This window comes from Pseudomonas sp. RW3S2, assembly GCF_014268955.1.
Lineage (GTDB): Bacteria > Pseudomonadota > Gammaproteobacteria > Pseudomonadales > Pseudomonadaceae > Aquipseudomonas > Aquipseudomonas wayambapalatensis.
The window spans coordinates 77,370-101,069 of sequence record NZ_JABWRM010000016.1 but is presented as its reverse complement, the minus strand read 5'-3'; the positions used below and the strand labels follow the sequence as shown (position 1 = coordinate 101,069).

Annotated in this window: 21 protein-coding genes and 1 pseudogene; 8 read left to right on the top strand and 14 right to left on the bottom strand. The window is 64.2% G+C overall.

The features are described 5' to 3' along the window. The first annotated feature begins 3 nt into the window (after positions 1-3). Genes cobN through HU748_RS21060 form a run of 3 tightly spaced genes read left to right on the top strand, consistent with a single transcriptional unit; the run spans position 4 to position 5,496 of the window. Complete coding sequence (gene cobN / locus HU748_RS21070; RefSeq protein ID WP_186721805.1) at positions 4-3,753, top strand: cobaltochelatase subunit CobN; 3,750 nt, start codon at positions 4-6, stop codon at positions 3,751-3,753. 1 nt (position 3,754) lies between these two features. Then, positions 3,755-4,753 carry an AAA family ATPase gene (locus tag HU748_RS21065; RefSeq protein ID WP_186721803.1) on the top strand — a complete coding sequence of 333 codons (999 nt, stop codon included), beginning with the start codon at positions 3,755-3,757 and terminating at the stop codon, positions 4,751-4,753. Positions 4,754-4,806: 53 nt separating this feature from the next. Beyond that, on the top strand, positions 4,807-5,496 hold the full coding sequence (locus tag HU748_RS21060) for a VWA domain-containing protein (protein ID WP_238343431.1): 690 nt from the start codon (positions 4,807-4,809) through the stop codon (positions 5,494-5,496). A gap of 27 nt (positions 5,497-5,523) precedes the next feature. On the opposite strand, the pseudogene HU748_RS21055 reads toward HU748_RS21060, so the two are convergent. Beyond that, a pseudogene (locus HU748_RS21055) lies at positions 5,524-5,867 on the bottom strand (transposase); the annotation flags it as partial. A 367-nt stretch (positions 5,868-6,234) separates the two neighbouring features. Here HU748_RS21055 and HU748_RS21050 point away from each other — a divergent pair. Next, positions 6,235-7,233 carry an alpha/beta hydrolase gene (locus HU748_RS21050; protein ID WP_186721801.1) on the top strand — a complete coding sequence of 333 codons (999 nt, stop codon included), beginning with the start codon at positions 6,235-6,237 and terminating at the stop codon, positions 7,231-7,233. A gap of 359 nt (positions 7,234-7,592) precedes the next feature. Here the strand turns inward: HU748_RS21050 and HU748_RS21045 are convergent, their stop codons facing one another. After that, positions 7,593-7,862, bottom strand: a complete 270-nt coding sequence (locus tag HU748_RS21045) for a hypothetical protein (RefSeq protein ID WP_054893924.1) — start codon at positions 7,860-7,862, stop codon at positions 7,593-7,595. Positions 7,863-8,195: 333 nt separating this feature from the next. On the opposite strand from HU748_RS21045, the gene HU748_RS21040 reads away from it, so the two are divergent. Continuing rightward, a complete protein-coding gene (locus HU748_RS21040) occupies positions 8,196-9,521 on the top strand; it encodes a sigma-54 dependent transcriptional regulator (RefSeq protein WP_186721799.1) in 1,326 nt (441 codons plus the stop codon). A gap of 86 nt (positions 9,522-9,607) precedes the next feature. On the opposite strand, the gene HU748_RS21035 is transcribed toward HU748_RS21040, so the two are convergent. From HU748_RS21035 to HU748_RS20990, 10 genes are all read right to left on the bottom strand, one after another. After that, entirely contained in the window at positions 9,608-11,812 is a 2,205-nt protein-coding gene (locus HU748_RS21035; RefSeq protein WP_186721797.1) for a sulfatase-like hydrolase/transferase, read from the bottom strand. A 136-nt stretch (positions 11,813-11,948) separates the two neighbouring features. Next, positions 11,949-13,226 carry an autotransporter domain-containing protein gene (locus HU748_RS21030; RefSeq protein ID WP_186665368.1) on the bottom strand — a complete coding sequence of 426 codons (1,278 nt, stop codon included), beginning with the start codon at positions 13,224-13,226 and terminating at the stop codon, positions 11,949-11,951. Positions 13,227-13,272: 46 nt separating this feature from the next. Next, positions 13,273-14,019, bottom strand: coding sequence for a hypothetical protein (locus tag HU748_RS21025; RefSeq protein ID WP_186665366.1), 747 nt, complete (start codon positions 14,017-14,019; stop codon positions 13,273-13,275). Positions 14,020-14,054: 35 nt separating this feature from the next. Then, the gene (locus HU748_RS21020; protein ID WP_186721796.1) at positions 14,055-14,735 is read right to left on the bottom strand and encodes a C39 family peptidase; all 681 of its coding nucleotides are present in this window, start codon (positions 14,733-14,735) and stop codon (positions 14,055-14,057) included. Between the two features lie 60 nt (positions 14,736-14,795). Continuing rightward, positions 14,796-15,761: a heme utilization protein gene (locus HU748_RS21015; protein ID WP_186721795.1), complete on the bottom strand. Its 966-nt coding sequence runs from the start codon at positions 15,759-15,761 to the stop codon at positions 14,796-14,798. Between the two features lie 51 nt (positions 15,762-15,812). Next, positions 15,813-16,394: an adhesin gene (locus HU748_RS21010; protein WP_186721794.1), complete on the bottom strand. Its 582-nt coding sequence runs from the start codon at positions 16,392-16,394 to the stop codon at positions 15,813-15,815. Positions 16,395-16,396: 2 nt separating this feature from the next. After that, positions 16,397-16,849: a hypothetical protein gene (locus tag HU748_RS21005; RefSeq protein ID WP_186721793.1), complete on the bottom strand. Its 453-nt coding sequence runs from the start codon at positions 16,847-16,849 to the stop codon at positions 16,397-16,399. A gap of 331 nt (positions 16,850-17,180) precedes the next feature. Then, positions 17,181-17,702, bottom strand: coding sequence for an AAA family ATPase (locus HU748_RS21000; RefSeq protein ID WP_186665360.1), 522 nt, complete (start codon positions 17,700-17,702; stop codon positions 17,181-17,183). After that, a complete protein-coding gene (pnuC, locus tag HU748_RS20995; RefSeq protein ID WP_186665359.1) occupies positions 17,699-18,265 on the bottom strand; it encodes a nicotinamide riboside transporter PnuC in 567 nt (188 codons plus the stop codon). Before pnuC ends, HU748_RS21000 begins: the two co-directional genes overlap by 4 nt. 97 nt (positions 18,266-18,362) lie before the next feature. Further along, positions 18,363-19,997 carry a methyl-accepting chemotaxis protein gene (locus tag HU748_RS20990; RefSeq protein ID WP_186721792.1) on the bottom strand — a complete coding sequence of 545 codons (1,635 nt, stop codon included), beginning with the start codon at positions 19,995-19,997 and terminating at the stop codon, positions 18,363-18,365. A gap of 309 nt (positions 19,998-20,306) precedes the next feature. On the opposite strand from HU748_RS20990, the gene HU748_RS20985 reads away from it, so the two are divergent. Together HU748_RS20985 and HU748_RS20980 are read left to right on the top strand one after the other, a co-directional pair. Then, a complete protein-coding gene (locus HU748_RS20985) occupies positions 20,307-21,137 on the top strand; it encodes an undecaprenyl-diphosphate phosphatase (protein WP_186665357.1) in 831 nt (276 codons plus the stop codon). Further along, a complete protein-coding gene (locus HU748_RS20980; RefSeq protein WP_186665356.1) occupies positions 21,137-21,571 on the top strand; it encodes a DUF1294 domain-containing protein in 435 nt (144 codons plus the stop codon). Before HU748_RS20985 ends, HU748_RS20980 begins: the two co-directional genes overlap by 1 nt. Before the next feature lie 18 nt (positions 21,572-21,589). Here the strand turns inward: HU748_RS20980 and HU748_RS20975 are convergent, their stop codons facing one another. Together HU748_RS20975 and HU748_RS20970 are read right to left on the bottom strand one after the other, a co-directional pair. Next, entirely contained in the window at positions 21,590-21,952 is a 363-nt protein-coding gene (locus HU748_RS20975; RefSeq protein ID WP_186665354.1) for an MmcQ/YjbR family DNA-binding protein, read from the bottom strand. Continuing rightward, positions 21,945-22,847: a LysR substrate-binding domain-containing protein gene (locus HU748_RS20970; protein WP_186665353.1), complete on the bottom strand. Its 903-nt coding sequence runs from the start codon at positions 22,845-22,847 to the stop codon at positions 21,945-21,947. The genes HU748_RS20975 and HU748_RS20970 overlap by 8 nt, the downstream gene beginning before the upstream one ends. A 133-nt stretch (positions 22,848-22,980) precedes the next feature. On the opposite strand from HU748_RS20970, the gene HU748_RS20965 reads away from it, so the two are divergent. Next, on the top strand, positions 22,981-23,592 hold the full coding sequence (locus tag HU748_RS20965) for an FMN-dependent NADH-azoreductase (RefSeq protein ID WP_186665352.1): 612 nt from the start codon (positions 22,981-22,983) through the stop codon (positions 23,590-23,592). The last annotated feature ends 108 nt before the right edge of the window (positions 23,593-23,700 follow it).

The window sequence follows — 23,700 nt, the reverse complement described above, 5'->3', positions numbered from 1 at the left end:
TCTATGCACCTGCTGCGGACCCAGCCCGGCGGCTTCGTGCCGGACGACAGCATTGCCGACCTCGGCCAGACACCCGCCGAGCTGGTGATTCTCTGCAGCGGTGACTCTCACCTGGCACTGCTCGCCGAAACCGCCGAGCAGTTGCCGGACGATTTCCCCAGCCTGCGCCTGGCCAACCCCATGCAGGTGCAGAACCACGCCTCCGTCGACCTGTACATCGATGAGGTGTTGCGCCATGCCAAGGTGATCCTGGTATCGCTGCACGGCGGTGTCGGCTACTGGCGCTATGGCGTCGAGCAGTTGGTCGAACTCGCCGCGCGTGGCGTGCACTTGATCCTGGTGCCCGGCGATGACCGCCCCGACCCGGAGCTGACACAGTTGGGCACGGTGCCGGCCGAACAGGCCGAGCGGCTCTGGCACTACCTGCGCCAGGGCGGCAAGGCCAATGCCGTCAACCTGTTCAACTGCCTGGCCAGCCAGTGGCTGGGGCGCGACTATGCCTGGGACGAACCCCAGCCGCTGCCGCGCACCACGGTCTACCACCCCGGCAAGCCCAGTGCAGGGCTTGAAGACTGGTTCCCCGAGTGGCACCCGGAGCATCCGGTGGCGCCGATCCTGTTCTACCGCTCGCACCTGCAGGCCGCCAACACCGGGTTCATCGATGTGTTTTGCCAGCGCTTGCAGGCCGCCGGGCTGAACCCGTTGCCGATCGCAGTCGCCAGCCTCAAGGAGGCGGCCTGTCTCGAACAGGTAGAGGCCTGGCTCGACGAGGTCGGCGCCGAAGTGGTCATCAACACCACAGGCTTTGCCTTGTCCAGCCCCGAGCGGCCCAACCTGCGTCCGCTGCGCCGCGACGTGCCGGTGTTGCAGGCGATCTGCGCCCAGGACAACCAGCCCGGCTGGGAAGCCAGCGAGCAGGGCTTGGGTGCGCGCGACCTGGCCATGCACATCGCCTTGCCGGAGCTGGACGGGCGCATCATCACCCGACCGGTCAGCTTCAAGGACCTGGCCTGGCGCAGCGAGCGCAGCCAGTCCGATGTGGTCTGCTACAAGGCCCACCCCGAACGCATGGATTTCGTCGCCGAGCTGGCACGGCGCTGGGTCGAGCTGGCGCGACTGCCCAATGCCCAGAAGCGCGTGGCGCTGGTGCTGGCCAACTATCCGACCCGCGACGGGCGTATCGGCAATGGCGTGGGGCTCGACACGCCTGGCGCCGCGCTGAACATCCTGCATGCCCTGCAGGCCGAGGGTTATCCGGTTGCTGGCTTGCCGCAGACGGGCACGGCGCTGATTCACGAACTGCTCGGCGGCGTGACCAACGACCTGGATCACCTCGACCAGCGCCCCTGTGCCCAGAGCCTGTCTCTGGACGACTACCTCGCGGCCTTCGCCTGCCTGCCCGAGGCCAACCAGCGTGCGGTGCGCGAACGCTGGGGCGCACCTGAACAAGACCCGATGTTCCGCAGTGGCCGGATGATGATCGCCGGTCTGCGCTACGGCCTGACCTTTGTCGGTATCCAGCCGGCCCGGGGCTACCAGGTAGACCCGAGCGCGGTGTATCACGACCCGGACCTGGTGCCGCCGCATGGCTACCTGGCGTTCTATTTCTGGTTGCGCAACGGCTTTGCCGCCGATGCGCTGATCCATGTCGGCAAGCACGGCAATCTGGAGTGGCTGCCCGGCAAGGGCGTCGGGCTGTCCGCCGAGTGCTGGCCGGATGCGCTGCTCGGCCCGCTGCCGAACATCTACCCGTTCATCGTCAACGACCCCGGTGAGGGCGCCCAGGCCAAGCGCCGCACCCAGGCGGTGATCATCGACCACCTGATGCCGCCACTGACCCGCGCCGAAACCTACGGGCCGCTGCGGCATCTGGAGCAGCTGGCCGACGAATACTACGAGGCGCAACTGCTCGACCCGCGCCGCGCCCGCGAGCTGCAGCGTGACATTCTCGAACTGGTCAAGGCCAACCATATCGACCGTGACCTGCAGCTCGAAGGGCAACTGGACGATGCCGCTGTCTGGCTGCCACGCCTGGACACCTACTTGTGCGACTTGAAAGAGTCGCAGATTCGCGATGGCTTGCATGTCTTTGGCCAGTCGCCGCAAGGGCGCCTGCGCAGTGATACGCTGCTGGCGCTGCTGCGGGTCGATCGTGGTGACGGCCGTGGCGGCAATGCCAGCCTGCTGCGCGCACTGGCGCGGGCGCTGGCGTTGGGGTTCGATCCGCTGGATTGCGACCTCGGGCAAGCCTGGGAAGGGCCGCGACCTGTGCTGCTGCAGGCACTCGACCAGGCGGCGTGGCGCACCTGTGGCGACACGCGCGAGCGCCTGGAAGCGCTTGCCCTGGCCTTGATCGAAGGCCGTGAAACGGCACCGGACAGCGCGCAGTGGCAGGGCGTGCACGCGGTGCTGCAGGCGTTGAGGGAGGAGGTCGCGCCGCACCTGGATGCCTGCGGGGCCGCCGAGATCGAGGGCCTGCTGGCCGCGCTGGCCGGGCGCTTCGTGCCGGCGGGCCCCAGCGGGGCACCAAGCCGGGGACGCCTGGACGTACTGCCCACCGGGCGCAACTTCTATACCGTGGATGTGCGCAACCTGCCCACCACCACCGCCTGGCGCCTGGGCTTTGCCTCTGCCAGTCTGATCCTCGAGCGTCACCTGCAGGAGCATGGCGATCACCTGCGCCAGCTCGGGCTGTCGGTCTGGGGCACGGCGACCATGCGCACTGGCGGTGACGATATCGCCCAGGCCATGGCGCTGATGGGGGTCAGGCCGGTATGGGCCACCGGCAGCCAACGGGTCGATGACTTCGAAATCCTGCCCCTGAGCCTGCTCGATCGCCCGCGGGTAGATGTCACCTTGCGCGTGTCGGGTTTCTTCCGCGATGCCTTCGGCAACCTGATTCGCCTGTTCGATGCGGCGGTTCAGGCCGTGGCGGCGCTGGACGAGCCGGACGACCTCAACCCGCTGGCGGCCCGCGTGCGTGCCGAGCGCCAGGCGCTGCTGGCGCAGGGTGTCGATGCCGAGCAGGCCGGGCGCCAGGCTGGCTGGCGGGTATTCGGCGCCAAGCCGGGTGCCTATGGTGCGGGTGTGCAGAACGCCATCGACGGACGCCTCTGGCAGGGGCGCGCCGACTTGGCCGAGGTCTACCTCAACCATGGCGGCTACGCCTACGGTGCCGCCGATGAAGGCACGCCGGCACGGGCCCAGTTCGCCCAGCGCCTGGGGCAGGTCCAGGCGGTGTTGCAGAACCAGGACAACCACGAGCACGACCTGCTCGACTCCAACGACTACTACCAGTTCCAGGGCGGCATGCTCGCGGCTGCCGAAACCCTGGCAGGCGCCACGGTCGCCAGCTACCACGGCGACCACAGCCAGGTCGACCGCCCGCGTATTCGCACCCTCAAGGAAGAGCTGAACCGGGTGATCCGTGCGCGTGCGCTGAACCCGAAATGGATCGACGGGGTCAAGCGTCACGGCTATAAAGGTGCCTTCGAGCTGGCGGCGACGGTCGACAACCTGTTCGCCTTCGATGCCACCACTCACCTGATCGACGATCACCATTACCAGTCGCTGGCCGATGCCTACGTGCTTGACCCGGCGACTCGAGCATTCATGCGCGAGCATAACCCGCACGCCTTGCACGATCTGACCGAGCGCTTGCTGGAAGCCCAGCAGCGCGGTCTGTGGCAGGCGCCGGGCGATTACCGCGAGGCCCTCGAGCAGCAGTTGCTCGACGGCGAGGAAGAGGCCTGAAATGACCGAACCCCTGCAGTTTCCCCTGGCCGCCGTGGTCGGTGCGCAAGACCTCAAGCTGGCCCTGTGCCTGACCGCCATCGACCCGAAGATCGGCGGTGTGCTGATCGAGGGGCCGCGTGGAATGGCCAAGAGCACCTTGGCCCGGGGCCTGGCCGACCTGCTCGGCGCGGGCCCTTTCGTGACCTTGCCGCTGGGCGCGACCGAAGAGCGGCTGGTCGGTACTCTGGATCTGGACGCTGCGCTGGGGCAGGGCAAGGCACGCTTCTCGGCGGGCGTGCTGGCCCAGGCGGATGGCGGGGTGCTCTATGTGGATGAGGTCAACCTGCTGCCCGACCCGCTGGTGGACCTGCTGCTGGATGTGGCGGCCAGCGGCACCAACCGTGTCGAGCGCGACGGCATCTCGCACCGTCACCCCGCGCGTTTCGTGCTGATCGGCACCATGAATCCGGAAGAGGGCGAACTGCGTCCGCAGTTGCTCGACCGTTTCGGCTTGAACATCGCCCTCGAAGGCACGCCTGAGCCGCACGACCGTCAGCAGATCATCCGTCGCCGTCTGGCATTCGACAGTGACCCCGAGGCGTTCTGCGCGCAATGGGCAGTGGCCCAGGCGCAGTTGCGCGAACGCTGCCAGCAAGCGCGTGAGCGCCTGCCCGCCATTGCCCTGGACGACCAGGCGCTGGCCTGGATCACCGAGCGTTGCTTCGCTGCGGGTGTCGATGGCCTGCGTGCCGACCTGGTCTGGCTGCGTGCGGCACGCGCCCATGCCGCCTGGCGCGGTGCTGCGGCCATCGGCGAGGAAGATGTCGAGGCTGTGGCCGAATTTGCCCTGCGCCATCGCCGTCGCAGCGCAGAGCCGCCCGCTGGCTCGAACACGCCACCTCAGGGCGGCCAGCAGTCGCAAGACCCGAGTGGGCAAGGTGACTGGGGGGCAATGGAGGCACAACCGGTGAGCGCAGGTGCCCGGCGTGAGGTGCCGAACTGGGCAAAAAAGCCCTGAGCATCCGCGCACGAAGTGGTTCAGCGGCGGATGCCAGGCCCCGTGCCGGAAAACTGACAGGTGCCAGCCGTGGACGCCCCCGTGCAGCCGCTGGAGGTCGGGTCGCCTGGCTGCCGACCCTGCTCAAGGGGCGGCCGCGCCGTGTCGAGGACCTGTGCTGGCAGCAACGCCGTGGACAGCCGCCGGAACTGTGGTTGGTGATCGTCGATGCGTCGGCGTCAACCCGCCGCCACCAATCCCTTGCGCAAGCGAAGGGGCTGCTCGAGACCTTCTTCGACCAGGCCTACCGCCAGCGTGCGCGCCTGGCGTTGCTGACCGCCAGCGGCAACACGCCACAGTGGCAGCGTCATGGCCTGAAGGCCTCGGCTGCGCTTCAGCCCTGGCTGCGTGCGCTCGGGGCGGGGGGCGGCACGCCGTTGCTCGCGGCCCTGGAAGAGGCGCGCCAGTGGTTGCTGCGCCGTGGCAAAGCGCACCCCGGGGAGGTCCAACGCTGCCTGGTGCTGACCGACGGGCGCCTGCAACGCTGGAAGCCTGTGCAGCCGATGCCCTGTGCCTGCGTGCTGGTCGATATCGAGACGGCGCCGGTGCGCCTGGGGCGGGCAAGGCAACTCGCTGCGCAACTGCAGGCGGATTACCAGCATATCGATCAGTCAAGGAAACTCCGAACAAGCTGCTCATCAGCCGGAAATGGGTGGTTTAGGGATACCGAAAAGCCTGACTTTCAGCCGCTGATCAATGGATAACCAAGGCAAAGCCTTGGTTATCCGCCCTCACGGGCGCACCTCTCCCGCAGCAGACAATAATTGCCGGCGCACCCTCCACCGATTCGACAGAGCAAACAGCGTGGTCAGTTGCGCCGTGTTCTTGGCCAACCCACGGAAGCGGGTTTTCACATAACCGAACTGGCGCTAGATCACGCGAAAGGGGGCTCGACTTTCGCCCGCGTCTGCGCTTTGACTTTCTCGATCTGACGTTCGGCCGTGCAGAGCAGGCTGCGTCCGCTCAAGTGCTTGTAGGTGCTGCGTCGCGCAGCGATCTGCCAGATCACTTGCCGTCTGTCGTGCTCAGGCCGATTATCTACGCCGGTATAACCCGCATCGGCACAGACAACGTTTCGGAAAAGCTCATCTGACTCATGGGATGGAGGGCTTGTAGAGGGCAGTTGGACGGAGGGCCATTTCAGCACAGGTCAGGCGGCCTGTGCTGACTTGATCGGAGAATCCCTGACGGTGTCCGGCCCGAAACTGGCGCTGTTGAGTCGCGCTGTGCTGCGTGGCTACTTCTTGCCTGATGCTGAGCAAATCCCCGCTACCTGCTTTCTCGGGGGAGGGGGCAATGGGCTATGTTATAGTCGAGCTGTCGGTCACTTTCGACCACAGCACGCCGGATGCCGGAAGTTCGTGGCGGCGTGGCTTGGAGGCGTTGCATTCCATTCCAGCACTGCCGATCCGCGATGAGGTCCCCCTAGAGAAACCGCTTCCATGAACAACAATCCAGCCAACGGCGTCCGGATTCCGGCTCGCGATATTCCCTTTCCTGAAAGCATCAGCACTGAGGCCCAGGCTACGCTGCGCCGCATGGTTAATGCTGATGGCGTACCGCTGAATGCATTGCAATCCCCCCCACATCTGGACGATATCGACGGCTGGATTCGCCTGAAAGCGAGCGTTGATGCGCAGTACGGCTCCGCTATGACGCTACTTGCTGGTCCGTTGCTCGCCAGCGTGGAAACCGAACAGATTGACGGAGCCACGGTGCACATCGCTACGCCGACAAACTTGGTTGCCGACGACGCGGTCTTTGTCGATCTGCATGGAGGAGGCCTAGTCTTTGGCGGAGGCACCGCATGCCGCGTTGGCGCGCAAATGCAGGCCGACCAGTTAGGTCTGCGCTGCTGGGGTATCGACTACCGCACGCCACCGGAGCACCCCTATCCGGCCGCATTGGACGACTGCCTGACGGTGTACCGTCGGCTGCTTCAACAGTATCCTGCGCAAAGTATCGTCATCGGCGGGCGTTCGGCAGGAGGCAATCTGGCAGCCGCAATGGTGCTGCGTGCGCGCGACGAAGGTCTGCCACTGCCCGCAGCGCTGGTACTGCTATCGCCGCAAGCGGATCTGACCGAGTCGGGCGACAGCTTCACGCTGAATCAGCTCATCGACGTGCAACTGCCCGGTTCGCTAATGTCCAACAACCTACTGTATGCCGCTGGAGCTGACCTGGCCGATCCTTTGTTGTCGCCGCTGTTCGGTGATTTCTCCCGGGGTTTCGTGCGAACCTTTATACAGAGCGGCACGCGCGATCTGTTTCTGTCGAACGCCGTACGCCTGCATCGGGCGCTGCACCGCGTCGGCGTTCCCTGCGAGTTGCATATCTTTGAAGGCATGCCCCACGGCGGTTTCATGGGCGCACCAGAGGACTGGGAACTGCGCTCGGAGATGGGCCGATTTGTCCGCTCCTGTTTGCCTAGCGCAAGTTGAGCCGGAAGGACACCATTGCTCGATCGATTCTGCAGCCGCTTGGTTTCGGTCTTTTCCGCGCAGACGCTCGCGACATTCTGAGTGCTCGTTGATAGGCTGCTGAAGTAGTACGTATTGTTCGTGGTTCAACGGCCGTTCATGAGTCCAACACAGTCCCGGGAGGGGTTCTGCGCCGTTAAGGACTCTCCGATCAAGTCAGCACAGGTCAGGCGGCCTGTACTGACTTGATCGGGGAATCCTTGAACGTCGTTAGATAAAGTGGGCGCGCGACAATAACTCGCACAAACTGAAAGTTGCCGAAGCAGCAGGGGGAAAGTTGCACAAGTGCGCGACAAGACGCGCACCTGTGCGTCGGCAAGTTATGCCTTGGGCATGGACCAGGGTTGCAGGTCATAGCCTTTTTCGAACAGCTCGGCGCGGACTTCCTCGATCAGGCTCGCCCATTGTGCAGGGTCCGAATAGATGCGCGAGGATACCTGCTTGCTGCCGATACGGGTGCTGGTCCGGTCGATCACTGCCAGGCTCAGCTCACCAGTACCGTTGGGTGCATCCCAGGCAACGCACTGGAAGGGTTCGAAGGCGTGGTCGGCAATCAGCAGTGCTTCGTTGACACGGAGCGGGGCATTCATGGTTCGGTCTCTCTTGTGGTCCCAAACAGCAAATGTGTGTCCGCGCCGGGTAAAGAAATGAACGATTGCAGCGCGGGGTTATTGGTACTGATGCTCCGGGTCGTGGGTGAAGTCACATGGCAGTCGAAAATTTTTTTATAACGGAAAAAGTGATCCGTTGTATGTGCCGCCTGTGACGCCGGTTATGGGTAAAAATTCCGAAGTCGCTTTGCGTGACGGCATTTGGCAGACAAACGGTAGTGGGCACCGTCAGGTTCGTTGCTACTGTTAATTCGGGCGCCGCAACTTACTGTTTCTAATTAAAAAACTGAAAATTGGCGCCAAGGATAGGTCATGCTTGAACCTGCATCCCAACGCCGTCTGCTGATTGTCGATCCCTGCGATGATTGCCACCGTCTACTGCCGGGCCTGCGGGGCGCCGGTTGGGAGGTGCGCAGTTGTACCCTGGGCGCTGCGCTCGAGCATCCATGTGACGTCGGCCTGTTGCGATTGCAGGCCTCGCACCTGCGTCACCAGGATGCCGTCAAGGACTTGATCAAGCGCAGCAATACCGAATGGATCGCCGTGCTCAGCGCCGAAGAGTTGCGCATGCAGAACGTCGGCGATTTCGTCTGTGAGTGGTTCTTCGACTTCCACACCCTGCCATTCGACGTTTCCCGGGTGCAGGTCACCCTCGGGCGTGCGTTCGGCATGGCGCGCTTGCGTGGCAAGGGGGCGGTGCGGGTCGATGAGCCCGAGCACGAACTGCTGGGCGAGAGCCGTCCCATCCGCGAGTTGCGCAAGCTGCTCGGTAAGCTGGCGCCTACAGAGTCGCCCGTGCTGATCCGTGGCGAGAGCGGCACCGGCAAGGAGTTGGTGGCGCGCACGCTGCATCGTCAGTCGCAGCGCCATGACAAGCCGTTCATCGCCATCAATTGCGGGGCTATTCCCGAGCATCTGATCCAGTCCGAGCTGTTCGGCCACGAGAAAGGCGCCTTTACCGGGGCGCATCAACGCAAGGTCGGGCGTATCGAGGCGGCGCACGGCGGTACGCTGTTCCTCGACGAGATTGGCGACCTGCCTCTGGAGTTGCAGGCCAATCTGTTGCGTTTTCTGCAGGAGAAGCACATAGAGCGCGTTGGCGGCAGTCAGCCGATTCCGGTGGATGCGCGGGTGCTGGCAGCGACGCACGTGGATCTGGAGCAGGCGATCGAGCGTGGCAGGTTCCGTGAAGACCTGTATTACCGGCTCAATGTCCTGCAGGTGGTGACCGCGCCTCTGCGTGACCGGCACGGTGACCTGTCGATGCTGGCCAACCATTTCTCGCATTTCTACAGCCTGGAAACGGGGCGACGGCCACGCTCGTTCAGCGACAATGCCCTGGCGGCCATGGGGCGGCACGACTGGCCGGGCAACGTACGTGAACTGGCCAACCGCGTACGTCGCGGCTTGGTGCTGGCCGAGGGGCGACAGATCGAGACGCAGGATCTGGGGTTACAGGTGCTGGAGGAGGCCGAGGCGCCGCTGGGGACGCTGGAAGACTACAAGCACCGCGCAGAACGCCAGGCGTTGTGCGATGTGCTCAACCGCCACAGTGACAACATGAGCATCGCGGCGAAGGTGCTGGGGGTTTCCCGACCCACCTTCTACCGCTTGCTGCACAAGCATCAGATCCGCTGAATCCCGTAGGAGCGGCGGTTCGGCGCTCCGACTTGCCCGCGAAAAAGACACCGCGATGTCTGGCACGGATCACGCGTGCTTTTGATTCAACTCGACTGGGCGATGTGGCCGTCGTCCTGGATTTCCTCGATCACATCCTCTTCACCCGGCAGGGCGGTGATCACGCTGAAATCGCTGACCTCCACCTCACCCCCACCATAACCGAGCAGGTGGAAGGAGAAGGCCTTGCGCTCGATGGGGTTGTCGAAGCCGAACTCCAGCTCCATCGGCTGGTCGGCCGTGACCAGTATCTCCTCGGGCAATCCCAGCGGTACATCCTGCTCCTGCTGTTTGGCCTTGAGCTGGATGTGCGCCCGGTGGGCCGGGTCGAGCGAGCGTACCTTGACCCGCACCCGGGTGTGCGAGCCTTCGGGCATCTCCAGGTACTGGGCGCCGATCAGGTTGTCGGCCCAGTCGTCACGAATGCGCTTGTGCAGAGGAATGGCCGATGGCCCACCGAACTGGTAGCGCAGGTTCAGCGGGGTTTGCAGCAACGACTGGTCGAGCACGCCAGCGAGCGCGGTGATCTGGCGCCCCAGTGGCGCTTCGCCGCGGCCGAGGAAGTGCGCCTGGTCGGCGATGAATCCCTCGCTGGCATAGCGTCGGCAGCGCTGCTGGAAATCGCATTCGCTGAAGGTGCCTCGGCCATCGTGGTAACGCAGCATGCCGTTGGTGAAGGAGATCATTTCCCGGCCGCTGTCGTAGTCGCGATACAGCGAGCGGCCGGCCAGGGCGGCGGGGATCGGCAGGGCGAAATAGTCGAGCAGCGAAGTGGCCAGGTCGACATGGCCGTAGGTGCCGTGCTTGATCTTCGGCAACTTTGCCTGTTCGGGCGCAAGGGTGAGGTTGAAGCCCCAGGAAGAGGCCAGGCGCACACCGTCGATGCCGTGGGACTCGTCCGAAGTGATGACCACCAGTGTGTCCTTGAGTACGCCCTGGCGCTCCAGGGTATCGAGGAACTCGCCCAGGGCGTCGTCCAGGTAGGCGACCGCCGCCTGTTTGGCGCTGTCGTAGCGTTGCAGGTAAGCGTCCGGTGCGGAGTAGGGCTGGTGGGTGCCGACGGTGAGCAGGGTCAGCATCCACGGCTGGCGCTGTTTGCGCAGCTCACCGACATAGCCCAGCGCGCCTTCGAAGAAGGCCTTGTCGTCCTTGCCCCAGGGGAACTCGAGGTAGTTGTCGTTGCGGAACCACTCCAGGCCGTGCACCGAGTCGAAGCCGATGTGCGGCATGATCCGGTCCTTGGCCATGAAGCGCAGGCCGGCGCCTTGCAGGTAGTGGGTGCTGAAGCCGGCCTGGCGCAGTTGTGCGGGCAGGCAGGCCTGGTTGCGCAGGTCCTGGGTGAGCAGCTCGACACCCTTGGGCGTGCCGTTGGCGAGCTTGTCGTAGTCACCGCAGAGCATGGCGTACAGGCCGCGAATGGTCTGGTGGGTGTGCAGGACGTAATCGGGGGTGTTCATGCCGCGTTCGGCCCAGCGGCTGAGGTTGGGCATCAGGTCGTCATCGAAACGACTGTGCAGGGCTTGCCGGTTGGCGCGCAGATAGGCGCCGGGAATCCCCTCCAGGGTGATGACCAGCAGGTTGCGTGCACTGCCCGGGGCTTCGAGCAGCTTGCGTCCGTCGAGGTCGGTCTGGGTCAGGCCGGTGCTGGGCAGCGGTGCTACCGTCAGGTCATGGCCCAGCCAGGCCTGCGCCTTGAGTTGCAGGTCGCTGGTGCCCGCCGAGAGCAGTTGATGGGACAGGTTGTACTGGCGCCATTGATCGGCATCGGAGGGTATCAGGTGCTCGCTGCCCCAGTGCGCGGCAAGCAGCACCGCTGGTGCGGCCCAGGCCGAGCGTGGCAGCGCCGGGGCGGGTTGGCCGCGCTGGAGCCAGCGGGCCAGCAGCCAGGCCGACAGGCCGACACCGAGGGTCCAGGGCAGCCAGGGGTGGGCAAGGGCGCCGCCGGTGGAGTTTTCCATGAACTGTGGGTCGAACAGGTAGCCCAGGTCGCTGCTGTTCGGCAGACGCCCGACCGCACTGACCAGCTCGGCCGAAGCCACCAGCAGCCCGCCCCAGGCCAGCAGCACCGGCAGTGCCAGCCACCAGGGGCTGCGCTGCAACAGCAGTACCAGCAGGATGCCGATCGCCAGGTCCGACAGGTACCCCAGTGGATCGGACCAGCCCAGCAGTGCGCGGGCGGCCAGGGGGATCACCACGACCAGCACTGCCAGGGTGGCGAGCCGAGCACGGGGATGGCCAAGCATGTTCTTCACGAAACGTCCTTCCTTGCCATGAAACAGTCACAAAAATGTGCTGCATCATAACAGGCCCCTCACAGGAAGGCCGGAAGCGACAAGGTTGGTTACCAATTGAAGCGCAGGGGCGCAAGGCGCCCCTGGAGTGGACAGATCAGAAGTAGTACGGGAATTTCAGGCTGAAGGTGAAGTCCGGTGCATCGTCGGTCAGGCCGATCGACAGGTTCGGCACGATGGTCAGGTTGTCGGTGGCCGCGAGGGTCATGCCGACGTTGAAGTAGGCGGCGTTGGCATCGCTGCTCTTGACGTCGGCCCAGCTGTCGCCGGTTTCCGCAGACTTGATCCGCGAGCGCCGGGCGATCAGGTCCGAAACCGAGAACGACATCGACATCTTCTCGTTGAGGGCGAAGGCCACCCCCGCACCGATCTGGAAGCTGTCGCCGATCTTCACCTTGCCCGGTACTTTCTGGTTGATCGTCGAGCTGACGTCGCTGAACGAATCCTCGAAGGTGTGGGTGTAAGACAGGCTGCCGAACAGCACTGCCGGGTCGAAGGTCTTGACCAGCGAGATACCGGGCGTGATCGACCAGACACCGTTGCCGGTAGGCAGGTCTTCGGGGTAGCTCAGGCTGTCGTTCTCGGTGTCGCGCAGCAGCTTGATGCCGAACGGGTCCTTGCCGGTCGGTGCCTTGACCCGCACGCTGAACACCGCATCCGGGGTGTTCTCCGACTCGTCGAGGAACTTGTAGGCCACGCCGAAGTTGACGTCGCCAAGGGTCGGGTCGCGGGTGATGGTGCGCTCGGAAATGCCCTGGGCGTTGCCGCCGACCCCCCCGGACTGGTAGGTCGACTCGCGGTAGATGATCGGCACGTTGACGTCGAACTGCCAACGGTTGTCGAGGTTGTAGCGGGCAGTAAGGTCGAGCGTCCAGTTGTCGGCCTTGATCCGGTCCAGGTTGATGTTGCCCAGGAAGATCGAGTCCAGTGCCAGGAAGCCGTTGAGGATGAGCTGGCGGGTGTCGTAGCGGGCATAGGTGATGCCGGTCTCGACACTGAACTTGCCGCCACCGAAGAAGCCGCTGGCCTCATCGTAGAGGTTGGACACGCTCTGCGCCGGTTCCGAATCATCCTTGAGTGACTCGCCATAGGATGAGCCGCCGCCGGCGGCGGCCACGGCCTGATTGTTGCGCGGCTCGGAAGCCGGCGAGCGGGTCAGGCGTTTGGGAGGTGGGGCTGCGGGCTGTTCCTCGACCTGGCGAACGCGTTGTTCGAGCACCATCAGCGCCTGCTGCTGCGCTTCGTAGCGCTGCTTGAGCGCAGCCAGTTCGGCTTTCAGCGCGTCTACCTGGGGATCGCTGGCTGCGTAGAGCAGTGATGATGGTACCAAGGTCCCCAGGCAGACAACTGCCCCCAATGACAACGATCGATGCATAAGTTAGCCGTCCCTTCCAACTACGATGATTGAGACGAAGCGTAGATCAATATCCTGAAACACGTAGGCCCTTGAGTTGATCAAGATTGCAGTTCAGCGCGCCTGCCGAAGGAAGGTTGTCGCGCAGCACCACATTGAGCTGTGTCAGGTTGCTGACCGCGTTGCTGCCGCCCAGCAAAGTGGTGGCTTGTAGCAGACCACCTTCGGCCAGGCGCTGCATGCTTTGCCCTTGATTGTTGTTGGCCTGGATGGCCATCTGGATCCCGTTGCCACTGTTCGAGACGCTGAGCGTACCGGCGTTGTTGCTGGTGCTGAGGGTGCTGCCTGCGGCCAGGACCTGGCCTTGCGGCACACCGGCATCACCGATCTGGCCCGCCTCGCGAACATTGATGGCGACATCGTTATAGGCGCTGTTGTTGTCGCCGGCCGCGCGCACCGACTGGGTCACGCCCTGGGTGGTGTTGACCAGGCCTGCACCGCCGTTGACCAGGCCATTGCCGCGGCCAGGGGCGTTGCCCGAGCCGTTCTCGCCGGTCATCGACACGTAGAACTGCGGTTTGATCACGTTCTGCTGCACCTGCAGGGTGGTTGTGGCGCCGATGCGATCACCGGCGGCGTTCTGCCAGGTGCTGCTCATGACGATGCCGAAACTGATGATTCGCCCCGGCATCACATACTTCCCACGCAGTTGGGCAAGCTCCTGGTCCTTGACCTCGATGGGCTTGAACACCTGCGCGTGGGCGGGGAGGCTGGCAGCCAGGCATGCTGCGACCAGCCAGGTGGTAGTCTTCATCGCTGCTCCCCGGGACTTCGTGCCCCTTGTAATCGTCAGAAGAAATCGCTCTGGATGAAACCGAACTCCATCAGTTGCGCGTCTTCCACCGGGTAGAAACCGTCGACGCGGTTCTTCGCGGTCAGAGGTGCCGGCGGATCGAGCAGGGCGTTGGCCTTGTCGTAGCCGGGGCCGATGACGGCGAAGATGATGCCGTTCCAGCCTTTGAGGAAATCGTCGAATTTGTAGCGTTTGTGGCCCAGGACAGGGTCGCCGATATAGACCCAGCCCTTGTCGATGCGCTGGAGCACCACGAAGTGCTTGTAGCCACGGATGTCCATCAGCACGATCACCGGAATGCTCACCTTTTCCAGGGTGTCGGGTTCGACCCGATAGCCCCGGGCGCGCATGCCGATGCTTTCGACGTAGCGCTTCATGTCGAGCATGGAGAAGCCCTGGACCTTGACGGTGTCCTGGTCGGATTGGGCGAGCATGCCTTCGATGACCTGGTGTTCGTCCACGTCGAGCCAGTAGGCCTGCTTGAGGACGGTCGCCAGGGCGGCGGCGCCGCAGCTGAAATCGGTCTTCTGTTGCACCAGGTCGGCGAAGCGCCGCTCACGCAGGCTCTGCACTGGCTTGTAGACGAGAGTACCGCCTGGCAAGGCGGCGATCGGCATCTGTGCCGCTTCTACGAGACCGGCAAGGAACATGAGTGTGGCAAGCAGGACAATGCGCATGACCTTCTCCACCGGGTAGAGACAGGGAAAGGGGCCCCGAAGGGCCCCGATCGGCTGCTGTTACATGCAGGCTTTGCAACCTGCGGCGATGGACAGCGAGTTGGTCTGCTGGTTGCCGCTGCCGGCCGAGACGTTGGCGCCGACGTTGCCCGACACGCCATTGAGCGAGTTGCTCAGGTTGGCGTTGTTGGTCACAGGGTTGCGCCAGCCGGTGGGGGTCAGGACCTGATAGGAGGCAACGCCGGCCAGGCCGAAGGTGCCTTCTTCGTGGAACTTCAGCGGGTCCTTGTCGACATGGGTGTTGCCATAGCGATCGCGGCTGCTTTCGTCTTCGACGTAGCCGTAGCCATTGCCTTGGTAGTGGCCGTAGGCAGCGAAGGTGGAGGTGAGGGTTTCCTTGCTGTAGGTACGGTCGGCCTTGTTGGTGACGTTCAGGCCGCCGACGTTCTGGTTGGCTGCACCGGTGGCGGCAGCGACACGGCCACCCGACACGGCGATGGCCATGTTGTTTTTCTGTTGGTTGAAGTCCCCGGCGGTCACGTTGATGCCGATGTTGCCGGAGCTGCCGTTGGCCGAACCGGTGAGGTTGGCGTTGTTGGAGGTCGAGTAGTTCTTGACGGTGTTGCCACTGTTGGTCTGAGTGGCTTGGGCCATGGCCACGGCACTGCCGAAGATGAAGTTCTCATCGGCGGTGGCGATCGCGGCAACGTTGTCCTGCTGGTTGCCGTCGCCGGCTGCGACGTTGGCGCCCAGGTTGCCTTGGGAACCGTTGGCCGAGTTGTCCATGCGGGCATCGTTGCGGGTGCCTTGGTTCAGCACACGGTTGCCGGAGTTGTTCTGGGTGTCCAGAACGGTGGCGGCAGAGCCGGCGTTCACCAGCAGGGACAGCAGCAGGCTTTCGTTGTTGTTGTGGCCATTGTTGTGGCCGCCGTGGTTGTCGTTTCCACGGCCGCCGGCTTGTGCAGCAACTGCCATGACCGCAGCGAGGGCGAATACCAGAGGCTTGAGTGCCATTTTCGGTTTCATGGTGTTTCTCCGCTTATATTTTCGTTGTTAAGTGTTGTGTTGCTGATCGGGTCAATCCGCGACCCGGACGCTCAGGGTGTTGGCCATTCGGTTGCCTACCCCGGCGCTCTGATTCAACTGGATCACGCCACGGCTGCCGGTGAAGGCCTGGTCACTGGTAGTGACCTGGCGACTGCCGGGTGTGTGATCAGTTGCGTCGGAGCTGTTGGCCAGCGAGACGTTCTGCTGGCTGAGAATGCTGTCGTCGATGCTCTGCGGTATTGCGCTGATGCTGATGCGCACCGCGTTGGCCTGTTGCGTGGCGGCGCCCGCCGATTGGTTGATGCCCAGCATGCCGTTGCCGTTGCTGAAGGCATTGCCATTGATGCTGGCGTGGGCGTCGAGCGCGCTGTTGGCGCGAAAGTCGCTGCGTTGGCGGATCTGCGTGCTGGCCTGGCCTTCGGTGCCGATGGCGATGGCTTTCACGTTGGCCTGTTGCAGCGCGTCACCTGCGGCCTGGTTGATGTTGAGGTTGCCCTGGTAGGCGCGGCCACTGGCGTCGAGGGTGGCGTTGTCCACCACCGGGGAGCCTGCGAATGCGCTGGCGCTGCAGCCCAGGGCCAGGCACAGCAGAGAGAGGTTGAGGGTCTGCATGATCATTGGCCCCGGGTCAGGATCTGCAGCGGCGCCATGCCGCGCTGAACGTTCTGGTTGACCGTGCTGGAGATGCTGTTGGCGCCGGACGCCCCGGCACCGGAGCCGCCGGGCATGCCGGGCAATTGCGACTGGGCGGTGCCCATGCCTCGCAGGTTCCCGGAGTTGTCAGGTTGGAAGATGCGGCTGACGGTCGAGCCGCTGGCGACGCTGGCGAAGTCGCCATCGGTCAGTTCGTTGTTGGTCTGGGCCTGGATGCGTGCCGACTCATTGGTGTTGGCGGTGGTCGGGTAGGGGTCTGGCGTGCCGGTTCGGCGATCAGCCTGACGCGGCTGGACATCGCGATTGAGGACGATCACCCCGTTGCCGCCAGCGAGGACCGGCGGCGCAATCGATGTGGCGGCAAGGCAAGCCAGAACGAGCAGTGCAGGCAGTGTGTTGTGCTGGTTCCCCACGGCGGTGCTCCCTTTCTGTGCGCTGGCCCTTGAGCGTTGCCAGAACAGAGAGCGAAAGCCGTGCCGGTTTTGCTTTTTGCTGATTTATCAGTGGGTTGTGCGAGGACGGTGGCAGTGCCGGTTTTCTGCTGTATCAGCGCTGATACAAGGTGCCGGGTCGTCGCCCGTCAAGGGCCGAAGCACGGGCGATCTGGCGGGGTGCGCAGGGGGTGTATCAGCGCTGTGACAGTTCCTCCGAAAGTGTGGGGAAGGCCCCAGCAATAGGGGTTTGATGGCGATGGGGTGTATCAGTGAGTTAACAGTCCGGCCATGCTGAGGGGCCGGGCTGGGCTTACCCCAGGAGCTCGGCCACCGCCGCCAGCGCGTCATCCCGGCGCTGCTGCCAGTCCCCGTCAATGACCCGCAGTGGCTGGCGATGCTGTTGTAGCCAGTGCAGGCTGTCATCGAAGAACGCCTGGCGCTCCTCAAGCCGCGGCTGGCAGCGCTGGCCATCGCCGATCCATTCCACGCCCTCGGGACTGAGCAGCAGGTGGAGGTCGTAGTGCCTGGCCAGCAGCGCCTGTTCCAGCCACGCGGGGCAGTCGCCGAACAGCACGCGACTCCACAACATGTTGCTCAGCAGGTGGGTATCGAGGATCAGCAGCGAAGGCGAGGCTGCCCGCGCCTGGTCTTCCCAGGCCAATTGCCCGCGGGCGATGGCCGGGATATCGGCATAGCAGGTATCGCGCTGCTCGGTGTCGATGAAATGGCGTACGTATTCGCCGACGGTGATGCCACCGAAACGGTGCTGGATTTCGCCACTGAGCCAGCTCTTGCCACTGGATTCAGGGCCGCACAGGACCAGGACCTTCATGCGCCGGCCAGCGCCGGATCGCGCCGCCACTCCAGCCAGCCGCGCACGGCAATAAGGGTGAACAGGGCGTACAACGCGGCGGTCAGGTACAAACCCTTGTACAGGAACAGTCCAACGAAGATCACATCGACCACGAACCACAACGCCCAGCATTGCAGGCGTTTCTGTGCCATCCACACCTGCGCGACCAGGCTGAAACCGGTCAGCGCGGCATCCAGCCAGGGTTGGGCGGCGTCGGTCCAGTGGGCCATGGCCGCACCCAGGGCGACACTGGCCAGCAGCCCCAGGCCCAGGCCGCGCAGCGTCGTGGCGGTGTCCAGGCGCGATACCTGGCGCGCGTCCTCGACCCGGTCCGGGCGCGTCCATTGCCACCAGCCATAGAGGTTGAGCACGGCATAGACCACTTGCAGGAGCATGTCCGAATACAGCTTCACGTCGTAGAAGATCCAGCTGTAGAGCAGCACCATCACCAGGCCGATCGGCCAGCACCAGATGTTCTGCCTGACCGTGAGCCAGACGGCGATGACGCCGAGCGCGGCGGCGAAGAGTTCGAGGCCGGACATCGGCGATCCTTCGGAAGGGAAAGGGCGCGATTGTAGCTTGAGGGTCGAGGAAGGTGAATCGCTGTGAAACGGGGCGCCGTAGCGCCCCTTCTTTTGCTCAGACTCTGAATTGACGCAGCAGCTGCTCGAGCTCCTCGCTCAGGCGGGCCAGGGCAACACCGGCATCGCTGGATTGGCGCGCCGCCTCGGCGGTCTGTTGCGAAAGGCCCGCGGTGTCGAGCACATTGCGGTTGATTTCCTCGACCACATGGGACTGCTGCAGGGTGGCGCTGGCGATCGAGGTGTTCAGCGCCGCCAGGGTGTGCAGCGCCTGTTCGATGGCCGCAAGGCTGGTGCCGGCTTCGCGGGCTTGTTCGACGGTCTGGCGCGAGGCTTCGCTGCTGGTGTCGATGGCCCGGACCGCCGCATCCGACTGGCCCTGCAGGTGCTCGATCATGGTCTGGATCTCGGCAGTGGACTGCGCCGTGCGCTGGGCCAGCAGGCGGACCTCATCGGCGACCACGGCAAAGCCGCGGCCCTGTTCGCCCGCACGCGCAGCCTCGATGGCGGCGTTGAGGGCCAGCAGGTTGGTCTGCTCGGCGATCGAGCGAATCACTTCCAGTACGCCACCAATCTTGGTGCTGTGCCCGGCCAGGTCGCGGATCACCCCCTGGGCCTGGTCGATGGTCGCCGACAGCCGGTCGATCTGCTGCAGGCTGCCGTGGATAGCCTGCAGGCCCTGACCGACCTGCTGCTGCGCTGCGCGCATTTCCACGGCCGCCTGCTCGGCATTCTTCGCCACATCCTGCACCGCGTAGGTGACCTCGTTGACCGCCGTGGCCACCTGGTCCATCTGCAGCGATTGCTGGGCACTGCGCTGCTGGGCGCTGCCGGCGTTGTCGCCGACGTGCCCGGCAGACTGGGCCAGGGCATGGGCTGTGCCCTGCAACTGGCCGACCACGCCCTGCAGCTTGCCGTTGAAGCGGTTGAAGTACTCGCCCAGGTGGGTGATTTCGTCGCGTCCGTGGGTGTCCAGGCGGCGGGTCAGGTCGCTCTCGCCACTGGCGATGTTGCCCATGGCCTGCACCGCCTCGTGCAGCGGACGGGCAATGCTGCGGGCGATCAGCCACACCACCAGCCCCATCACCAGGGCAATGAACAGCCCGACCAGCGAGGCCTCGCGGACCTGGCGAGCGAATTCGTCCTGTACGTCGTCGACATACACCCCCGAGCCGATGATCCAGCCCCAGGGCTTGAACAGCTCTATATAGGAGGTCTTGGCCACCGGCTCGCTGGCGCCGGGCTTGGGCCAGCGGTAGTTGACCGGGCCCGCGCCCTGGGCCTTGGCCAGGGTCACCATCTCGTTGAACACGGCAAAGCCGTCAGGGTCGCGGATCGCCGACAGGTCCTGGCCATCGAGCTTGGCGTTGACCGGGTGCATGATCATCTTCGGTTGCAGGTCGTTGATCCAGAAATAGTCATCCTTGTCGTAGCGCAGGCTGCGCACCACCTGCAGCGCCTGCTGCTGGGCGCTTTGCCGGTCGAGGCTGCCAGCGGCCTCCAGCCCCTGGTAGTAGGCGAGCACGCCCACGGCAGTCTCGACCACATGCTGGGTCTTCTGCGCCTTGGCCTGGTACAGGTCACCATGGATCTGGCGCAGCATCAGCAGCCCCAGGACCAACAGCATGGCGACGGCCACGAGCAGGATCAGCCACAGACGACGGCTGATCGACATCGATCTCAAGGTCTTCATCAAAAGGTCACTCCATGTCTTGTTCTTTTTATATGAGCAGCATCCAACCATGACCGGATGCCTGCAACCCAGTCGACCAACGGCTAAGTGCCGGGCTCGACAATCCATGTTGCATCCCGCGCAAGCCTTCGCGCAGGGCCTCTGATAGGATTTCGGCCGCGCAAGATGAAACCTTTAGCCGCGGCGCACTTTTTCGCTGGTGTTGGGACTAACGAACGCTGTAAAACACGCGTCGCTGCGCGTGCGGTGAATACTTGTAATCGAAAAGAACTAGGGTGCTGCCAGGAGCAGTGTCCATTGGGGGAGTTGATGGATTTTTGGAGTGCCTTCCAGGCAATCATCCTGGGTATCGTCGAGGGCTTGACCGAGTTCCTGCCGATTTCCAGCACCGGCCACCAGATCATCGTGGCCGACCTGATCGATTTTGGCGGCGAGCGCGCAATGGCGTTCAACATCATCATTCAGCTGGGCGCGATCCTGGCGGTGGTGTGGGAGTTTCGCAGCAAGATCTTCGAAGTGGTGTTCGGCCTGTCGAGCCAGCCCAAGGCCCGGCGTTTCACCGCCAACCTGCTGATCGCCTTCATGCCGGCGGTTGTGCTTGGCGTACTGTTCGCCGACCTGATCCATGAGTACCTGTTCAATCCGATCACCGTGGCCGTGGCCTTGGTGGTGGGCGGCTTCATCATGCTCTGGGCCGAGCGCCGCGATCACCGTATCGAGGTCGACCATGTCGACGACATGCGCTGGACCCACGCCCTGAAGGTCGGCCTGGTGCAGTGCCTGGCGATGATCCCGGGGACCTCGCGCTCGGGCTCGACCATCATCGGCGGCTTGCTGTTCGGCCTGTCACGCAAGGCCGCGACCGAGTTCTCGTTCTTCCTGGCGATGCCGACCATGGTCGGCGCCGCGGTGTATTCGGGCTACAAGTACCGTGACCTGTTCCAGCCGGCCGACCTGCCGGTATTCGCCATCGGCTTCGTGGTGTCGTTCATCTTCGCCATGATCGCCGTGCGTGCATTGCTCAAGTTCATCGCCAACCACAGCTACGCGGTCTTTGCCTGGTACCGCATTGCCTTTGGCCTGCTGATCCTGGCGACCTGGCAGTTCGGCTGGGTTGACTGGGCCACGGCGCACGGCTGATGGCACGCGGGCAAAGTGCCGGGCGGCGCGACGCTGGCCAGGCAGGCGAGGGCGTGCGCAACCTGCGCCTGAAATTGCTGGTGCTGCTGGTCTTGTGCCTGCTACCGGGCCTGGGGGTGGCGCAGATGGCCTGGAGCGGCCAGTCCTGGCTGCCCCTGGCGCTGTATCCGGCGGCCAGCCTGATCTGCCTGTTGTTGTACTGGCAGGACAAGCGGCAGGCCCGCACCCAGGCCTGGCGCACGCCAGAGAAAATCCTCCACGCCAGCGAGTTGCTCGGTGGTTGGCCGGGGGCCTTGCTGGCGCAGCAATTGTTCCGGCACAAGACCCGAAAGCTGTCGTACCAGATGGTGTTCTGGGCAATCGTCGCGTTGCACCAGGTGTTCTGGCTGGATCGCCTGGTGCTGGGTGGGCGCTGGCTGGGATTGATGGGCTGAGCGAGCGCCGCGCAATCCTCAATCGGCCAACAAGCCCACCTGCAAGCGCTTGGGCAAGCGTCGCACCACCAGTTGGTGCGAACGCTGCAGAAGATCGGTCAACTCTTCCCGGCCCATGGGGTAGGGAGGCAGCATGCTGATCCAGCGCGCCCTCGCCAGATAAGGCGCCGGCCGTACGCCGGGACGGTCGCAATAACCGAGAAACAGCTCGTCGGCGACCTTGAACATCAAGCCTGCTCCCGGCAGGTCAAGCACGGCGAACATCTTGTTACCGGCCACCGAGAACACCCGGATTGCGCCCCATTTGTAATCCTCCCGCGCGCCGGGCAGGCTCAGGCAGAACGCTGCCACCTGCTCGGGGCTCATGGGTCGCTCAGACATAGCGCTCTCCACAGGCCTCGAACGAGGCCGCCAGGTGATCGATCCATACCCGCACTGCAGGCAGTACGCCGCGCCGGTGCGGATACACCGCTTGCAGATAACCCCCAGGCAGCGACCACTCCGGCAGCAGGTGCACCAGTTCGCCGCGCGCCAGTTCTTCCTCGCAATAGTTGCTTGGCAGGGCGGTAAAGCCCAGGCCTGCGCAGGCCGAGGCCTTGCGCACCACGAAGTCATCGATGTTCAGGCGTGGCTCCAGGGCGATCTCCTGCTCCTGGCCGCCGGGCCCGATGAGGCGAAAATGCACCAGGCGATCGGCATCCGCGGCCCCCAGGACGGGCAGCCCCACCAGCTGCGACGGGTGCTCGAGCCCGTCGGCGAATCCAGGGGCTGCCACCAGGTACATCTGCGCCTGGCGCAGGCGGCGGGTGGCCAGGGCCGGGTCCTCGTCGCCCAGGTCGCGCACCCGCAGCGCCACATCGATACCTTCGGAGATCAGGTCGACACGGCGATTGAGCAGCACCATCTCCAGTTGCACCAGCGGGTACTGGGCGAGAAAGCGGCTGATGATGTCTGGCAGGAAGGCATGGGCCAGGGCTACCGGGGCAGACACCCGCAGGCGTCCACGCGGCTCGCTGGTCATGCTGGCGACGGCTTCGTCGGCCATCTCGGCCTCCAGCAGCATGGCCTGGCAGTGGTGCAGGTAGCGTTCGCCGACGGCGGTCAGCTTCAGTTGCCGGGTGGTGCGCTGCAGCAGGCGTGTGCCCAAGCGTTCCTCGAGTTCTGCGATACGCCGCGACAGGCGCGACTTGGGGATGCCCAACTGGCGACCGGCGGCAGCGAAGCCACCGGCCTCGACCACTCGGGCGAAGTAGAAGAGGTCGTTGAAGTCTTGCATACGGATATCTCACTGTTCCATCAGTGGAACAAACTAATGCATTTTTGCCGACTAATCAGTTATTCATCGCCTCTGTAGGATTATCTCCATCGTGATCGCCCACAGCCGCGGTCTTCATTTACAGGAGAGTCCCATGAAACTGTTGCACATCGATTCGAGCATCCTGGGCGACAATTCCGCCTCCCGCCAGTTGAGCCGCGAAGTGGTCGATGCCTGGAAGGCTGCCGATCCGAGCGTCGAAGTCATCTACCGTGACCTGGCCGCCGATGCCATCAGCCACTTCTCGGCCGCGACTCTGGTTGCTGCCGGCACCGCCGAAGAAGCCCGTGACGCCGCCCTGGCCCACGAAGCCCGCCTGAGTGCAGAAACCTTGGCCGAATTCCTCGCTGCCGACGCGGTGGTCATCGGTGCACCGATGTACAACTTCACCGTGCCGACCCAGCTCAAGGCCTGGATCGATCGCGTTGCCGTCGCCGGCAAGACCTTCCGCTACACTGAAGCTGGCCCGGAAGGCCTGTGCGGTGACAAGAAGGTGGTGCTGGTGTCCACTGCCGGTGGCCTGCACCAAGGTCAGCCGACCGGTGTCGGTCATGAAGATTTCCTCAAGGTGTTCCTGGGCTTCATCGGCATCACCGACCTGGAAATCGTCCGCGCCCACGGCCTGGCGTATGGTCCGGAGCACCGCAGCAAGGCCATCGACGCTGCCCAGGCGCAGATTGCCAACGAGCTGTTCGCCGCAGCCTGATAGAAACCCCGAAAAAGCCGGCTGTCGCCTTGCGCGACAGCCGGCTTTTTCATGGATGTTTCATCTGTCGTCCATCGCGTAGCTTCTATGCTTATGCTACCCGTCCGC

What these genes read in the sequence shown, in the direction of transcription:
- cobN (WP_186721805.1), top strand. Translation starts at nt 4, where the DNA reads ATGCACCTGCTGCGGACCCAGCCCGGCGGCTTCGTGCCGGACGACAGC.
- HU748_RS21065 (WP_186721803.1), top strand. Translation starts at nt 3,755, where the DNA reads ATGACCGAACCCCTGCAGTTTCCCCTGGCCGCCGTGGTCGGTGCGCAA.
- HU748_RS21050 (WP_186721801.1), top strand. Translation starts at nt 6,235, where the DNA reads ATGAACAACAATCCAGCCAACGGCGTCCGGATTCCGGCTCGCGATATT.
- HU748_RS21045 (WP_054893924.1), bottom strand. Translation starts at nt 7,862, where the DNA reads ATGAATGCCCCGCTCCGTGTCAACGAAGCACTGCTGATTGCCGACCAC.
- HU748_RS21040 (WP_186721799.1), top strand. Translation starts at nt 8,196, where the DNA reads ATGCTTGAACCTGCATCCCAACGCCGTCTGCTGATTGTCGATCCCTGC.
- HU748_RS21030 (WP_186665368.1), bottom strand. Translation starts at nt 13,226, where the DNA reads ATGCATCGATCGTTGTCATTGGGGGCAGTTGTCTGCCTGGGGACCTTG.
- HU748_RS21025 (WP_186665366.1), bottom strand. Translation starts at nt 14,019, where the DNA reads ATGAAGACTACCACCTGGCTGGTCGCAGCATGCCTGGCTGCCAGCCTC.
- HU748_RS21020 (WP_186721796.1), bottom strand. Translation starts at nt 14,735, where the DNA reads ATGCGCATTGTCCTGCTTGCCACACTCATGTTCCTTGCCGGTCTCGTA.
- HU748_RS21015 (WP_186721795.1), bottom strand. Translation starts at nt 15,761, where the DNA reads ATGAAACCGAAAATGGCACTCAAGCCTCTGGTATTCGCCCTCGCTGCG.
- HU748_RS21010 (WP_186721794.1), bottom strand. Translation starts at nt 16,394, where the DNA reads ATGCAGACCCTCAACCTCTCTCTGCTGTGCCTGGCCCTGGGCTGCAGC.
- HU748_RS21000 (WP_186665360.1), bottom strand. Translation starts at nt 17,702, where the DNA reads ATGAAGGTCCTGGTCCTGTGCGGCCCTGAATCCAGTGGCAAGAGCTGG.
- pnuC (WP_186665359.1), bottom strand. Translation starts at nt 18,265, where the DNA reads ATGTCCGGCCTCGAACTCTTCGCCGCCGCGCTCGGCGTCATCGCCGTC.
- HU748_RS20990 (WP_186721792.1), bottom strand. Translation starts at nt 19,997, where the DNA reads ATGAAGACCTTGAGATCGATGTCGATCAGCCGTCGTCTGTGGCTGATC.
- HU748_RS20985 (WP_186665357.1), top strand. Translation starts at nt 20,307, where the DNA reads ATGGATTTTTGGAGTGCCTTCCAGGCAATCATCCTGGGTATCGTCGAG.
- HU748_RS20980 (WP_186665356.1), top strand. Translation starts at nt 21,137, where the DNA reads ATGGCACGCGGGCAAAGTGCCGGGCGGCGCGACGCTGGCCAGGCAGGC.
- HU748_RS20975 (WP_186665354.1), bottom strand. Translation starts at nt 21,952, where the DNA reads ATGTCTGAGCGACCCATGAGCCCCGAGCAGGTGGCAGCGTTCTGCCTG.
- HU748_RS20970 (WP_186665353.1), bottom strand. Translation starts at nt 22,847, where the DNA reads ATGCAAGACTTCAACGACCTCTTCTACTTCGCCCGAGTGGTCGAGGCC.
- HU748_RS20965 (WP_186665352.1), top strand. Translation starts at nt 22,981, where the DNA reads ATGAAACTGTTGCACATCGATTCGAGCATCCTGGGCGACAATTCCGCC.